The sequence below is a fragment of the Finegoldia sp. P3-F-LR genome (assembly GCF_052932165.1).
Map to the genome: position 1 here is coordinate 34,370 of NZ_JBRFJE010000010.1, position 15,510 is coordinate 49,879.

15 protein-coding genes and 4 tRNA genes are annotated in these 15,510 nt (G+C 28.7%); 15 read left to right on the forward strand and 4 right to left on the reverse strand.

The features are described from left to right. Window positions 1-12: 12 nt before the first annotated feature. On the reverse strand, window positions 13-900 hold the full coding sequence (locus ACU68U_RS05255) for a DegV family protein (RefSeq protein ID WP_446762872.1): 888 nt from the start codon (window positions 898-900) through the stop codon (window positions 13-15). Window positions 901-931: 31 nt separating this feature from the next. After that, window positions 932-1,007, reverse strand: a tRNA-Thr gene (locus ACU68U_RS05260). Window positions 1,008-1,123: 116 nt separating this feature from the next. Here ACU68U_RS05260 and ACU68U_RS05265 point away from each other — a divergent pair. From ACU68U_RS05265 to ACU68U_RS05280, 4 genes are all read left to right on the forward strand, one after another. Continuing rightward, entirely contained in the window at window positions 1,124-1,798 is a 675-nt protein-coding gene (locus ACU68U_RS05265; protein WP_446762873.1) for a glucosaminidase domain-containing protein, read from the forward strand. A gap of 19 nt (window positions 1,799-1,817) precedes the next feature. After that, the gene (locus ACU68U_RS05270) at window positions 1,818-2,507 is read left to right on the forward strand and encodes a thermonuclease family protein (protein WP_446762874.1); all 690 of its coding nucleotides are present in this window, start codon (window positions 1,818-1,820) and stop codon (window positions 2,505-2,507) included. A gap of 125 nt (window positions 2,508-2,632) precedes the next feature. Next, window positions 2,633-2,709, forward strand: a tRNA-His gene (locus ACU68U_RS05275). Window positions 2,710-2,712: 3 nt separating this feature from the next. Further along, a tRNA-Leu gene (locus tag ACU68U_RS05280) sits at window positions 2,713-2,796 on the forward strand. A 289-nt stretch (window positions 2,797-3,085) separates the two neighbouring features. Here the strand turns inward: ACU68U_RS05280 and ACU68U_RS05285 are convergent. Next, a tRNA-Leu gene (locus ACU68U_RS05285) sits at window positions 3,086-3,172 on the reverse strand. A 177-nt stretch (window positions 3,173-3,349) separates the two neighbouring features. On the opposite strand from ACU68U_RS05285, the gene ACU68U_RS05290 reads away from it, so the two are divergent. Beyond that, on the forward strand, window positions 3,350-4,306 hold the full coding sequence (locus tag ACU68U_RS05290) for a DUF1002 domain-containing protein (protein WP_154254102.1): 957 nt from the start codon (window positions 3,350-3,352) through the stop codon (window positions 4,304-4,306). 130 nt (window positions 4,307-4,436) lie between these two features. Next, entirely contained in the window at window positions 4,437-5,000 is a 564-nt protein-coding gene (locus ACU68U_RS05295) for a redoxin domain-containing protein (protein ID WP_446762875.1), read from the forward strand. Between the two features lie 27 nt (window positions 5,001-5,027). Here ACU68U_RS05295 and ACU68U_RS05300 read toward each other — a convergent pair whose 3' ends face one another. After that, complete coding sequence (locus ACU68U_RS05300) at window positions 5,028-6,869, reverse strand: ATP-dependent helicase (protein WP_446762876.1); 1,842 nt, start codon at window positions 6,867-6,869, stop codon at window positions 5,028-5,030. 100 nt (window positions 6,870-6,969) lie between these two features. On the opposite strand from ACU68U_RS05300, the gene ACU68U_RS05305 reads away from it, so the two are divergent. From ACU68U_RS05305 to ACU68U_RS05345, 9 genes are all read left to right on the forward strand, one after another. Continuing rightward, entirely contained in the window at window positions 6,970-7,764 is a 795-nt protein-coding gene (locus ACU68U_RS05305) for a nitroreductase family protein (RefSeq protein ID WP_230454522.1), read from the forward strand. 67 nt (window positions 7,765-7,831) lie between these two features. Next, on the forward strand, window positions 7,832-8,638 hold the full coding sequence (modA, locus tag ACU68U_RS05310; protein ID WP_446762877.1) for a molybdate ABC transporter substrate-binding protein: 807 nt from the start codon (window positions 7,832-7,834) through the stop codon (window positions 8,636-8,638). Beyond that, a complete protein-coding gene (gene modB / locus ACU68U_RS05315) occupies window positions 8,631-9,314 on the forward strand; it encodes a molybdate ABC transporter permease subunit (RefSeq protein ID WP_278735133.1) in 684 nt (227 codons plus the stop codon). Before modA ends, modB begins: the two co-directional genes overlap by 8 nt. Beyond that, entirely contained in the window at window positions 9,301-9,915 is a 615-nt protein-coding gene (locus ACU68U_RS05320) for an ATP-binding cassette domain-containing protein (protein ID WP_156849936.1), read from the forward strand. Before modB ends, ACU68U_RS05320 begins: the two co-directional genes overlap by 14 nt. A 76-nt stretch (window positions 9,916-9,991) precedes the next feature. Further along, on the forward strand, window positions 9,992-12,097 hold the full coding sequence (rnr, locus tag ACU68U_RS05325; protein WP_156849937.1) for a ribonuclease R: 2,106 nt from the start codon (window positions 9,992-9,994) through the stop codon (window positions 12,095-12,097). A 12-nt stretch (window positions 12,098-12,109) separates the two neighbouring features. Next, the gene (gene smpB / locus ACU68U_RS05330; protein ID WP_094205581.1) at window positions 12,110-12,559 is read left to right on the forward strand and encodes an SsrA-binding protein SmpB; all 450 of its coding nucleotides are present in this window, start codon (window positions 12,110-12,112) and stop codon (window positions 12,557-12,559) included. A gap of 9 nt (window positions 12,560-12,568) precedes the next feature. Further along, window positions 12,569-14,305: an Rqc2 family fibronectin-binding protein gene (locus ACU68U_RS05335; protein WP_446762878.1), complete on the forward strand. Its 1,737-nt coding sequence runs from the start codon at window positions 12,569-12,571 to the stop codon at window positions 14,303-14,305. A gap of 70 nt (window positions 14,306-14,375) precedes the next feature. Continuing rightward, window positions 14,376-15,251 carry a YicC/YloC family endoribonuclease gene (locus ACU68U_RS05340; RefSeq protein ID WP_278725420.1) on the forward strand — a complete coding sequence of 292 codons (876 nt, stop codon included), beginning with the start codon at window positions 14,376-14,378 and terminating at the stop codon, window positions 15,249-15,251. Window positions 15,252-15,258: 7 nt separating this feature from the next. Continuing rightward, window positions 15,259-15,510, forward strand: coding sequence for a DUF370 domain-containing protein (locus tag ACU68U_RS05345; protein ID WP_002838275.1), 252 nt, complete (start codon window positions 15,259-15,261; stop codon window positions 15,508-15,510).

Consider the following 15,510-nt stretch of genomic DNA (forward strand, 5'->3'; position numbering starts at 1 on the left):
AGAAGGTATTTTTTAAACTTCTGATAATTCGTCTCCCAAATTTTTGTTACTAAAATAAATACTTAGTAGATTTGGACCGATATGAGCACCTATAACACATCCCAATGGATACTTTACTATTTTTTTGAACTTGTATTCTTCTTTTATTCTTTCGATTAATAAATCTGCTTCATCTTCATTTTCGCCATAGCAAACATAAAGAGTTTGATTTAAATTTACATTATTATTGCATTTTTCAGCCATTAAATTCTTAATTTTAATAAAAGTTTGTTTTTCGCCGCGCGCTTTTTCTACAACATATAAGCTACCATCATTTTTATCCACACTCATAATTGGTCTTATGTTCAATAATGATCCCATTACCTTTTGAGTCTTAGATAGTCTTCCACCTCTGTACAAATACTCTAAGTTAGTAACAGTAAAAATATGCTCTTGTGCGCAGATTATTTCATCCAATTTTTCGTTTAATTCTTCGAACGAATAATTTAATTCTACAAGCTTTAGTACTTTGTTAATGACAGAAGTTTCTCCGGAGCAGGCACAAAGAGAATCCTTAACTATTATTTTATAATCTTTGTTTTCTTCTAATAATGCATTCATTGCCATTGTAGCAGTTTGGAAGGTGCTAGTTAATCCACTTGATAGTGTAATGCATATAATATCATTTCCACTTTCTAATTCATTTTTAAATGATTCATAGTAGGTTTTATATGGAACTTGACTAGTTTTGAAAATTTCTCCATTTTTCATTCTAGAAAACATATCTGAAGAATTAATTGTTTGACCTTCTATGTATTCTTTATCAGAACTAATAACTGGCATATTAAGTATTATTAAATTTTCATTTTTATTAGAATCTGTTATTTGACAAGCAGAATCTGTGATTATTTTTATAGACATTTTTACCTCCAGATAAGTATTGTTTTTTTATTGGTGCTGTTGAGAGGGATCGAACCTCCGACCTATTGATTACGAATCAATTGCTCTACCAACTGAGCCACAACAGCATATACATTTATTATAAGCTTTAGAGTGCAATAATTCAAGATTATTATAATAATGAAAATCAATAGGAAATTAGCAAAAATTATGATAAAATACTAGTCATATTCTAGGAGGCAGAATGAAAAACAAGAAACTAATAAAAAAAAGAGTTGGGATATTCTTGCTTATGTTGGTATTTTGTGCCTGTTTAATAATTAATTATTCTGAAAATTATTTTTCTTTTTCTAACAAAATCACTTATCAAAAAAGTGAATTGGAAGACAATGAGTTTAAAACGCTAAACAAAATAGAAAAAGATTTGGCTGAATTTAAAAGAGTAGGCGCTTTAAAAATTACAGAAGATAATATGTTTTATCCGACTCACAAATCTCAAATATCTGAACGAATGTTAGAGGTTGCATTAGAAGGCACTGATTTAAAAGGCAATGCTCATTCATTTATTAAAGTAGAAAAAAAATACGGTGTGAACGCCTTGTATTTACTAGCTATAGCAAATCATGAATCTGATTTTGGACAAAGCAGAATAGCAAAGGACAAGAATAATTTGTTTGGATTCAATGCTATTGACTCAAATCCATATAACGGAGCAAGTCAATATGATTCACTTGATGATGGAATTCAAGATATAGGAAAAAAAATCAAAATATTGTATCTTAGCGACAATGGGAAGTATTTTAAAGGGTACAATTCTTACGCTATGAACAAAAATTATGCTAGTGATAAGAATTGGGGAGAAAAAGTCAATAATCATATGATACTAATAGCTGAAAAGATTTTATCAAGCTATAAATAATAAAAAGTGAGAGGAAAACATGAAGAAATTTTTAGTAGGATTATTAATACTAATATCCTTAACAAGCTGTGACACAATTATTCAAACAGAAAATCAAAATAATTTATATGAAGTAGTCAGAGTTGTAGATGGAGATACTGTAATATTAAATATAGATGGACAAAAAACGAGAGTAAGACTTATAGGAATTGATACACCAGAAAGTGTAGCGGAAGATAAAAGTCGCAATGTTAAAGAAGGTAAAATTGCAAGTGAATATACAAAAAACTTGCTTGAAAACAAAAAAGTCAGAGTAGAATTCGACGAAGAAAAACAGGATGTCTATGAAAGAAAACTTGGTTATTTGTTCTTAGATGATGAATTTATTAATGAAAAATTACTAAAAGAAGGAATGGCCAAATTATACACTAAGACAACTAATCAAAAATATTCTGAACGATTAAAAAAGGCCGAACAATATGCAAAAGATAACAAAAAAGGATTCTGGAAAGATTTCTATGTAAATGATCCAAATTTATATATAAAATACACCGATTCTAAAGGTAGGGGAATGATAAAAGGAAATATCAACAATAAAGGATTGAAAATATATCACATGCCTAATCAGAAAAGTTACAAAGATGTAAAAATCAATTTTAAAAAAGGTGAGAAATATTTCGTAACAGAAAAAGAAGCGCAAGACGAAGGTTTTTTAAAATCTTCAAAATAATACTTGCAAAATCAAAAACACGATGCTATAATAATAAAGTCAAGTTCACTTGAAATATATTTTACAAATGCTTGACAATCATATCTTATTATGGTACACTTATAAAGTAGTCAATTGAGGCTATGGTGGATGTAGCCTAGTTGGTTAGGGCGTCAGTTTGTGGCACTGAAGATCGAGAGTTCGAATCTCTTCATCCACCCCATAAGCAGGAATGGCGGAATTGGCAGACGCGCTAGACTTAGGATCTAGTGTCTTTGACGTGGGGGTTCAAGTCCTCTTTCCTGCACCAAATTATATCGACTCAATTCAAATGATTAAATCATTGGAATTGAGTCTTTTTTGTTTGCGTATTTAATTTAATTGATTTCACATTTAATGATAAAACGTAATAATAAACGTAACAATTTTTATTAGTATGATTTTAGTTTTTGTGTTTTGATTTCTCTAATTTGAGTTTTGATTTCTCTAAGAAATTTTAGCTATTATTTAATAACAAAACGAAAATAACCTAGGTAAAAATTTTTACCTAAGTTTTAAAATTTGCAAAAAAAAGATAGCTTTAAAAGCTATCTTATATATGGTGCCGGAGGCGGGACTTGAACCCGCACGGTGTTGCCACCGCTGGATTTTGAGTCCAGTACGTCTGCCAATTCCATCACTCCGGCTGACTTTATAAGTATAGCATAAAGTAAAAACAATGTAAAGGAATTTTTGTAAAAATTTGAAATTTATTTATTAGTTTTTGAGATTTGGCTTATTCTGTTTAGTTTTTCTTAATAATTTTGTAGACTTTGAACGCTTGATTTTGTGCTATAATCAATGTGAACGGAGGATAATAATCTATGAAAAAAATTACAGTTTTTTTATTAGCTATTTTGATTTCATTATCATCAACTATAAGTTTTGCCGGAGAGATAGACACGAAGGTTGTTGATGAGAGATGGGGAAAGCCAACTTTTGTGTATGGTGAAAGCTTAGATAAATCTCAAATTAGAAAAACAAAAGGACTTTTGAATATTGAAGATGATGACAATATAAAGTCTGTTATGGTTACTTATAATGATTTATTGAAATACATTGGAGGAGATGATTCAAATCCTGGTAGTATGATTTCAAGCGTTTTGGTCAAAAAAGAAAACAAGAACAAAGGTATAAAAGTCAATATTACAACACCAAAAAACATTACATTAATTACTGAAAAACAATATGAAAATGCTGCAATTACAGCAGGTGTAAAAGACTGTACAATCATGGTGGCTGCAGTGAGACCAGTAACGGGAGAATCAGCACTCACTGGTGTATTCAAAGCTTTTGAGTCAAATGGTGAAAAGCTTGACAGTGACAGAATAAAAGTTGCCCAAGAAGAACTAGAAGTTGTCAGTGATATTAATAAAGAAAACAAAGATAAAAGTGACTTTAATAGAGACAAATTAAATGATGTCATTGTTGTAATAAAAGATAATATTGCGAATATAAATATCAACAATAATGGTCAAGCTCCAACTCTTGAAGAAATTAAAAAGATTGTCAACGACGCAATCAAAGAGAATAATCTTGAAAATGTAATCACAGAAGATCAAAAACAAGAATTGGTTAATTTTTTCGAAAAATATTCTAATGTGAAATCTATTGATTCAAAAGATATTAAGGATGAATTGTCTAATATTTCTGGTAAAGTTATAGAAGGAGCTAAGGATATTTATAAAAAAGCAGAAGATGCAGGTATTATTGACAAAATAATCAACTTTTTCTCTTCAATCATAAAATCCATCGCAGATTCTTTTGATTCAAATAAATAACAAAATTAGAGGCTTTTGAGCCTCTTTTTTTAATATAGTGAAATATATGAAATAATATCAATGCAACTTGTAATCATTACAAAATATGGTATAATTAAATTGTAAATTAAATAGGAAAGGATGATTATTTATGTCATTAATTAAAAAACATGTTGAAGAATTTAAAGTTCCTGCTTATCACAATGAAGAACTTACAGAAGTTTCTAGTGAAGATTTAAAAGGTCACTGGTCATTATTGTTCTTCTATCCAGGAGATTTTACATTTGTATGTCCTACTGAATTAGAAGACTTACAAAACTTATACTCAGAATTTAAAGATTTAAACTGTGAAATATATTCTATCTCTACAGATTCAGAATTTGTTCACAAAGCATGGCATGATAAATCTGAAAAGATTAAAAAAATCGAATATCCAATGTTATCAGATAGAGCATTTGTTTTATCAAAACAATTTGGCGTTTTAAAAGAAGCTGACGGTCAAAGTCAAAGAGGAGCTTTCTTGATTAATCCTGATTTAGACGTTGTATTATACGAAGTATCTGCTGATGGAATTGGTAGAAACGCACACGAATTATTAAGAAAATTACAAGCTGCACAATATGTAGACAAATATGGTGATCAAGTTTGTCCAGCAAACTGGGCACCTGGTCAAGACACTTTAAAACCAGGAATTGACCTAGTAGGTAACTTATAAATAGTAAAACTAGCTGTAAAATTACAGCTAGTTTTTTAAATTATTTTCAATTTCTATGATATCTTTTAAAAATTGTGATGAATCAACCTCAATGGAATTTCTAGTTTTTGGAGATAACAGGGTTAATTTATCTTTAGCTCTAGTCATAGCTACATAAAACATTCTTCTTTCTTCTTCAAATATATTTTCGTAATTCTTATTGTTGGAATCAATATTTGTGGGAAACTCACCATCTATCAAATCAATGATGAATACTTCATCAAATTCCAAACCTTTTGCAGAATGTACAGTTAATAAATTAAGATTACTAGTATGTTTTATAGAATCTTTTTGGATTTTCTTTAAATTTTCAATTTCATTAATAAAATCTTCGTAGCACTCACAATCTTTAAACAAATATTTATAGATTTCTATCAAAAGATCTAATGATATTTTTTGGTTTTGGAGCAGAACACTGTCCTCAATATATGTTTTGTAATCAATATCATTCATAATGATATCAATTTTTTTGGAACCTTTTGCTCTTTTTATTCCTGAAAAAAATGATTTTAAGTCCAAAAACCTGTCTACATAATATCTACTTAGAGTTGAATCATCCAAAAGACGATCTAATATAGGCATTGATTCATCATAGGTTTCCAGTTGATTTATGGAAGTTTTTTTGATATAGCTGTTTAATTTGTAATAAATATCCCTAAAAAGTCCAACAGACGTTTTGTTTTCAGAAAATGCAATCATTTTTAAAATATCATTGAGCACAAAATGATTGTAAAAATCATCTTTTTGATATCTAGAGTGGAAATCAATATCTTGATCGTGTAAATACTTACTCAAGGCAATAGAGGAAATATTTTTTCTGTATAAAATTGCCGTCTTTTTTTCAGGATTTATATTGCTTTTTAGATAAGAAAACATCGACAAAAAGTTTTGTGGAAATTTTATAATTATTTTTCTGTCTGATGATTTTGTGGAAGTAACATCCTTATTGTATCGATTTTTATTTTGCTTGATAAACAAGTTACTAGCATTAACTATTTTGTCGCTACATCTGAAATTCTGATCAATATAATAAATACTAGCATCTGGGAAAATTATATTAAAATCTAATAAATAGCTAGGATCTGCGCCTCTAAAAGAATAAATTGACTGGTCGTCATCTGCTACAATAAACAAATTATTTTCAGGGTAGGCGATTTTTTTGATTAATTCAAATTGAATTTTTGAAGTATCTTGTCCTTCGTCTACTTGAAAAAATTTATACTTACGTTTAATTCTTTTGAGTATATAATCATCTTCGTTGAGTATCTCAAATGATTTAGTAAGCATATCATCAAAATCAATATAGAAATTCTTTTTCTTGAAATTTTCGTATTCTAGATATATTTGTTCAAAATTAGCAATGTCGAATTTTGGAAAATCTTTGACTATCATCATATTCTTACAATATCCATAGTATTGCAAGAATTTTTCGACGTCTTCATCCTTAGAGTTTGTTTTATTGATTTTTCTTATTATATTTCTTATAACAAGATATTTATTGATATCATTATTGGATTCAAGAATTTTAAATATTCTATTATTCATTTTATAATGTAGTTTTATAATATAATAGCAAAAAGAGTGAATCGTAGAAAAATAAGCAGATTCCGTTTCTGGAAATTTTTCGGAAAATCTTTCTTTCATATCTACTGCTTGAGATTTGCTAAATGTTATAGATAAAATACTTTTTGGATCAATATTGTGAACTTTTTCCAAGTATTTTATTCTATTAAGAAGTACGGTGGTTTTACCGGCTCCTGGAACTGCCAATACTAATGCAGGAGATTTAAAATGAGAGATTGCTTTTTGCTGATTTTCAGTAAATTTCATATTATCACCTTTAATTATTATATCAAAATGTTTGTGATTATTCGCAATTTGTAGTATTATTTAATTATAAGATTTATGATAAGGGGTAAGTAAAATGTCAATGAATGAATTTTTAGAAAATAGAAAATCAGTAAGAGATTTTAAATCAAAAAATCTTAGTGATTCAGATTTAAAAAAAGTTGAATCTATTATTTTTGAAATAAACAATTTAGCAAAGAAATACGACGTTAATTTTAAATTATACAAAGATGGTTCTGTGGTTTACAATGCTCTTGATGGAGAAGGTGGATACGAAGGAACTATGATTAAAGCTAACCATTATATCGCAATGGAAGCTGACAAGAATAACGAATTATCAATGATATTTGGTGCATTTTATTTTGAAAATTTAATCACTAAATTAGATGCATTAAATATAGGAAGCTGCTGGGTGACTATATCTAATGCTTCAGAAGAATCCAAAAAATCAGCTTTTGGAGATAATTCTAATGTTGATTTCTTACTTGCTATGGGATATGCTCCAAATGAATTTGGATTTGGTAAGAAGAAATTTAGCTCAAGAATTGGTGTTGAAGAATTTGTTTGTGACAAATCACTTTCTACTCCAATCAATATAGATAAATTACAAAATTATGGTTTGGATGAGTTATTTAGTTATTTGAGATTTGCTCCTTCAACTAAAAACGAACAACCATGGAGATTTGTATTAAATGATGATGATTTTGATTTGTATATCAAGGATTACAAAGGAATAGAAAACTTAATAGATGCAGGAATTGTAATGTACTATTATACAGAATTAGCTAATTACAATAATATTGATGCAAATTGGACTGTTAAAGAAGAATTAAACGATAAAGACAATTGCAAATACATCGCATCAGTTAATTTTTAATTAAGAAAAAAAGCCTTTTGATAGGCTTTTTTAATACATAGCGTTATATGCCAAGGAGAATAATGGAATGAGAAAAAAGTACTTATTGTTGATTTTAGTCGGTTGTTTAATTTTGTCTAGTTGCGCAAAAAATGAAAAACAAAATACTGGACAAAAAGAGGAAAAGAAAACGGAAGAAAAAACGAATAATGAAAACATAAGCTTATTTGCAGCAGCTTCTTTAGAAGAATCGTTAGAAAAAATTATTCCTGAATTTGAAAAAGAAAATAATGTTAAAGTTGACGTAAACTTAGCAAGTTCAGGGAAATTACAAAAACAGATTGAACAAAAAGCTCCTTGTGATGTATTTATTTCAGCAGGACAAAAACAAGTAAAAGCTCTTGAAAAAGAAGAACTTGTAAAAGATTCAAAAAGTTTATTAAAAAACAAGTTAGTTATTGTTAAAAACAAAGAAACAGATGTTAAAATTTCTAAAATTGAAGATTTGGAAAACATTAAAGGTAAAATTGCTGTAGCAGAATTGGAAACTGTTCCAGTCGGACAATACACAAAACAAAGTTTAACTCATTATAATTTATTAGATAAACTTCAAGAAAAATTTGTATATGGTAAAAATGTAAAAGATACTTTGAGATTTGTTGACAGTAGAGAAGTTGATGTAGGTTTTGTATATTCTTCAGATGCTGTAACTGATGAAAAGGTGGAAGTAGCTTTAAATGTTGATGGGAACTCTCACAAGCCTATTGTTTATCCAATAACTAAGACAACTTATTCTAAGAACACTGAGATGCAAAATAAATTATACGAATTTTTGCAAAATGAATTATCAATAAAATATTTCAAGGAAGCAGGTTTTGAATCTAGCGATGAATAATGATATTATGATGCCTATTATAATTTCATTGAAGGTATCCATAATCTCAACCATTATAACTTCTATTTTATCTATATTTATTGCATGGATGATGGTAAAATTTAACAAGAAAAACGGTAGTGTTTTGGAGGCAATTATCACATTGCCTCTAGTTTTACCACCATCAATTTTGGGATACATACTTTTAATTGTAATAGGAAATAACGGATTAATTGGTAAAATTTTTTACGATAATTTTGGATGGAGCGTTATTTTTACATGGAAGGCATGTGTCATAGCATCTGTAATAGTTTCGTTTCCACTCATGTATCAAAACTGCAAAGCTTCATTTCAAAGTATTGATAAGAAAATTTTGAATGCAGCAAGAACAATGGGTGCTAGTGAATGGAAAATATTTTTCAGAATAGCAATTCCGTTAGCTTATACAGGGATAATCAGTGGGTTGATACTTGCTTTTGCTAGAAGTTTAGGAGAATTTGGAGCAACTATGATGGTTGCTGGAAATATTCCAAATAAAACTCAAACAATTCCGTTAGCTATGTACTATGCGGTCGAACGTGGCGATAAAACAATGGCTAATACTCTAATGATTGTTGTTGTGATATTTTCATTTTCATTGATATATTTCTTGAATAGATGGATAGAAAAGAGAAGGAATAGAAATGCTGAAGTGTAATATCGAAAAGAAATTAAATCATTTTGTTCTTAATGCTGAATTTATCGTGGAGAATCAAATTTTGTGCATAATGGGTGAGTCTGGAAGCGGAAAAACATCTATTTTAAACTCGATCGCAGGTTTATTAACTCCAGATAAAGGAGAGATTATTCTTGATGATAATATTTTGTTTTCAGATAAAATAAATTTGAAACCACAGGAAAGAAATATAGGATATGTTTTTCAAGATTACGCATTATTTCCAAATATGAGTGTTAAAGACAATATTTTCTTTATGAATCCTGATAAAAATTACACAAATTCACTTATAGAAAAACTAGGAATTGAATATCTTTTGGGAAATTTTCCAAATACTTTATCAGGCGGAGAAAAACAAAAAGTTTCAATAGTAAGAGCGTTAGCAAATAAGCCGCGTTTGCTATTAATGGATGAACCTTTCAGTTCAATTGATGAAAAATTTAAGAATAAGTTTTATGAAGAATTGATCGAAATCAAAAAATCATTGGATATTCCAATTATCATGGTTACCCATAATAGACACGAAGCAGAAATTTTATCTGATAGATTAATTTTTATTGATAAGGGGAAAATTGTAAAATAAACGTTAAATACATCAATTAGGTAGTTTCTTACAATTTAGGGTATAATATAGATAGGAAACAACTAGGAGGTATTTAATGAAAATAAAGCAAAAGGTACTTAATATCGTAAATTCTAATGATTATATTCCTTTAACTTTTGATGAATTATCTTCAAGATTAAATATTGAAAAAAAAGATAAGAAAATTTTTCATAAGATTATTAATGAACTACAAAAAGATAAGAAAATTTTACTTGATAAAAATTCTAATATAATTCCAATTACAGAGCAAAAAGCATATCCGGGTACTATTCAAGGATCTGGAAGTGATTTTTGCTATTTTATTCCTGATGATGAAAGTATTGATGATATATTTATAGCCAAAAAAGATTTAAATGGTGCAATCCATAAAGATAAAGTCTTAGTTACAATAACAGTAGATAAAAAACCAAACAGAAGTCCTGAAGGGAAAGTTTTACAAATTCTATCCAGAGAAACAAAAAAACTTGTGGGAACTTTTGATGAAGCAAAGGGTTATGGATTTGTAATATTAGATGATAAAAAATACGGATTCGACGTTTTTGTCCAATCTGGTAATAAGAATGGGGCGAAAAACAACGATAAAGTCGTAGTTAAATTAATCAAAACTCCATCTAAAAAACACAAAAATCCAGAAGGTGTTATAGTTGAAGTCTTAGGAGGCAAGGACGATCCTGGAATTGACATTTATTCTATAGCAAAGACTTTTAAATTACCATATGAATTTCCAAAGAAAGTTAAAGAACAAGCTAGGGAAATAGAGCAACAGGTTGATGAATCAGAAAAGAAATCTAGAATGGATTTTAGAGATTTATTTACAGTTACAATTGACGGGTCTGATGCAAAAGATTTTGATGATGCCATTAGTATTTCAAAAAAAAGTGACAACTTCATACTATATGTTCACATTGCTGATGTCAGCCACTATGTTAGAAAGAATACTGCACTTGATAAGGAAGCTTTCAGAAGAGGAACAAGTGTGTATATGTTGGATAGAGTAATTCCTATGTTACCTATAGAATTATCTAATGGAATTTGCTCACTAAACCCTAATGAAGACAGGCTTTGTTTAACGGTTAAAATGGAAATTTCACCAACGGGTAAAACTCTTGACTACAAATTCTATGAGTCTGTTATAAACTCTGATTATAGATTAGTCTACAAAAATGTGTCAGACTTTTTAGAAGATATAGAAAATCCTTATGATGATGAAAAACTCACGGATAATTTATTACTAATGAAAGAATTGTATGAAATTCTAAGTGTTAGAAGAAAAAACAGAGGAAGTATTGACTTTGATTTTCCAGAAACTAAAATTATTTTAGATGAAAACTCTAAAGTAGTTGATGTTACAAAAGATGAGAGAAGAATTGGAAATAAATTGATTGAAGAGTTCATGCTGATTACAAACGAAACAGTGGCAAGTCATTTTGGATATTTGGATAGACCGTTTTTATACAGAGTTCACGAAGAACCTGACGAAGAAAAGGTGAATACTTTTAAAAGAATTTTGTCTAATTTTGGATATCATTTGAAAGGTAAGAATTTATATTCAAAGGATTACCAAAGAATTTTAAATGAACTAGATGGCAAGCCTGAAAAACCTCTATTATCTTCGCTTTTATTACGATCTATGCAAAAAGCTGAGTACAGCCAAAATCCTAGCATTCATTTTGGACTTGCATCGATGTTCTATACGCACTTCACTTCTCCAATCAGAAGATATCCGGATTTATTTATACACAGAATTGTGAAGAATTTTATAAATCATAAGCCAGATACTAATAACGAAAAAGAATTCATGAAATATATCAAAGACATTGCAAAACAATGCTCAGCAACTGAGAGAAGAGCTGAGGAAGCTGAAAGAGAAGCTATTGATATGAAATCTGCAGAATATATGCAGCAACACATAGATGAAGAATTTGAGGGAATTATTAGTTCGCTAACAAAATTTGGAATTTTTGTACAACTTGACAACACGATTGAAGGTTTAGTACAATTTCAATCTATGATAGATGATTATTATGTATTTGACGATAAAAACTACACAGTTTATGGAGAAAGAACTAAAAAATCATACCATATTGGGCAAAAAGTTAGAGTTAAAGTTATAAATAGTGACAAAGATAAACGTCAAATAGATTTTGAATTTGTAAATTAGAAAAGGAAAATAATGAGTGATATAAAATTATTAGCAAACAATAAGAAAGCACGTCACGAATATTTTATCGAAGATGTGTACGAATGTGGAATTGAACTGAAAGGAACTGAAGTAAAGTCTATCAAAAAAGGAAAAGTTTCCATTAAGGAAAGTTATTGCATGATAGAAAATTCAGAAGTTTTTGTTTATTCGATGAATGTAAGTCCGTATACTCAAGGAAATATTTTTAACGTGGATAGTTTAAGAAAAAGAAAACTTTTAATGCATAAATCTGAAATCAGAAAATTAATAGGAAAAACAAAAGAACAAGGTTATACTTTGATACCTTTAAGAGTATATGAAAAAAATGGACTTGTAAAAGTAGAGATAGCTCTTGCAAAGGGTAAGAATCTGTATGATAAGAGAGAAACTTTGAAAAAACGCGATGATTTGAGAAATATGCAAAGAGCAATGAGAAGATAAGGAGTAATAATGAGCTTTGACGGAATTGTAACAAAAGCGATAGTAGATGATATAAAAGAAAAATTAACGAACGGTAAAATCAGTAAGGTTAATCAACCAGATAAAAACGAATTGGATTTAATTATCTATAATAACAAACAAAATTATAAACTTCTTATTTCTGCATCCTCATCATTACCGAGGATGCATTTTACAAATGAAAATAAGAAAAATCCAATTGAGGCGTATAATTTCTGTATGCTGATGCGAAAATACTTACAAGGAGCAGTTATAACTGATATTTATCAAGAATCGATGGACAGAGTTGTTAATATTGACATCAATAGCAGAGATGAGATGGGTTATGACATGAACTACACATTAGTTGTAGAACTTATGGGCAAGCATTCTAATATAATTTTAATTGAAAAAGAAAGTAAGATGATTGTAGATGCAATCAAAAGAATTAGCTTCGACACTAAAAGCATCAGACAAATACTTCCAAAAACCAAGTATTCATGCTTGGAAGATGACAAGAGAAACATTCTGCAATCAGATGATCTTCCAACAGAAATAGCTGAGGGGACTACTAAACTACAAAAAGTTTTTTATATGAATTATACTGGATTTTCTCCAACTATTTCTAGAGAAATATGCCTGAGAGCAGATTTGGATTTTAATATAAGGCTCGAAGATTTGACCGAAGATGAAAAATCTCGATTTAATCAAGCATTTATTGAAGTTAGAGAAGCTATCAAAAATTGTGATTATGATTATTTTATAGTCATTGATGAAGATGAAAAATTAAAGGATTTTCATGTAATTAAATTAGAAAAATACGGATATCAAAAGAAAAACTTTGATGATATTCACGAAATGTTGGATTATTATTATAAAAAACACAGTTCGAATGATTCAATTACACAAAAATCTTCGCACTTGAAGAAAATAGTTTCAAATAAAATTCAAAGAAATTCAAATAAATTGAGCAACTTAACTGTAGATTTGCAAGAAGCAAAGAAAAGAGATATTTACAAAGTTTATGCTGATCTGATAAGTTCAAATATGCATTTGATTCATAAAGGCGTGGAGAAAATAAATGTACAGAATTTCTATGATGATATGAACCCAATTGAAATTCCATTGAATCCAATAAAATCTGGAAATGAAAATGCACAAAATTATTACAAAAAATTTAGCAAATTAAAAACTAGAGAAAAAATGATTACACAAGAGCTTCCTCTTATAAAACAAGAAAACGAATATTTGCTACAACTTCTAGAAACGCTGGAGAGAGTGACAGAATATCAGGAACTATCAGAGATTAAGGATGAGATGGTAAAAATAGGTTTGATAAAAAAATCTAAGAAAAAAACTGCAAAAGTAAAACCATCAAAGCCAAGACATTTTGTAACAGAAAATAACGTTGATATTTTTGTAGGTAAAAATAATTACCAAAATGATAATCTTACCTTGAAACAAGCTAACAAAGAAGATATTTTTGTTCACGTAAAAGATATGCCAGGTTCACACGTCATAATGAGAAACGAAAACTTGACTGAAGAAGACTACGGCGTTGCTTGTTTCTTAGCGGCGTATTTTTCATCAATGAGTAAAGAAAAATACGTCGAGGTCGATTATACTGAAAAAAAGAATGTAAAAAAAGCTAAGGGAGCAAAACCAGGAATGGTTTTTTACAATAATTTCAACACTGTTAATGTCGACATGAGTTCTTACGATATTGATAAAATCAAAGAAATTGTTTAAAAATTGTAATAAATTATTGTAAATTCTTAAAGATTAATATACACTAACAATATCAAGGGAGGCGATAGAAATGAAGTCTATGACAGGATTTGGATCTTCAAGTTTGGAATTAGAAGATTGCAGCATAGATATTGAAATCAAATCTGTTAATAATAGGTATTTGGATTTCAATTTTTCAATGCCCAGTTATTTGAATTTTATGTTGGAAGATATGAAATCATTAATCAAAAATAAGTTAAAACGTGGTAGAGTCGAAGTTTATATCAAAATCAAAAAATATCAACTATCAGTTGACAGTGTGGATATTAACTATGAATTAGCTCAAAAAATCAAGGAAAAACTTGATTCATTAAATCAAAAGTTAGATATGAGATCGGATATTAGTGTCAGAGATTTAGTAAAATATGATGATGTAATGACATTTACTTACAAAGATTTGGACAATGAATTTTTGCACGATAATATTCTAAAAGTTTTAGATGAAGCTGTGAATAAAATTTATTCAATGAGATCTATTGAAGGCGATAATTTGAGAGAAGATTTATCGACTAATTTATCAAAAATAGAAGATCAAATATCTAAAATATCAAGTTTAACTGAAAATAGTGTAAAAGAATACAGAGAAAATTTGTTTAATAAAATATCTGAATTATTAGATGAAGAAAAAATTGATAAGGATAGAATGTACTTGGAAGTTGCTTTGATGGCTGATAAAGCTGACATTAACGAAGAATTAAAGAGATTTGATTCTCATATAGTTCAATTTAAATCGACAATGGATATTAAAGATTGCATCGGACGTAAATTGGATTTTATAATTCAAGAAATGAATCGTGAAATCAATACAATTTCATCAAAATCAAATGATGAATCTATTTCAGTTTGTGTTATTGAAGTTAAAAGTTTGATTGAAAAATTAAGAGAACAAGTACAAAATATTGAATAGAGGGAAAATGGAAAGTTTAGGTATAGGTTTTTCAAATTTAGTTAATAGCAACAGGATTATTGCAATTGTTAGTCCTGAAACAAATCCAATTAAAAGAATTGTTCAAAAAGCAAAAGAAGATAATAATCTCATAGACGTTACTTTTGGAAGAAAAACCAGGAGTGTAATAATTATGGATTCAAGTCATGTTGTGTTGAGTTGTCTTCAACCAGAGACTTTACAAATGAGATTAGATAAATCAAATAATAAGGAAGATTAA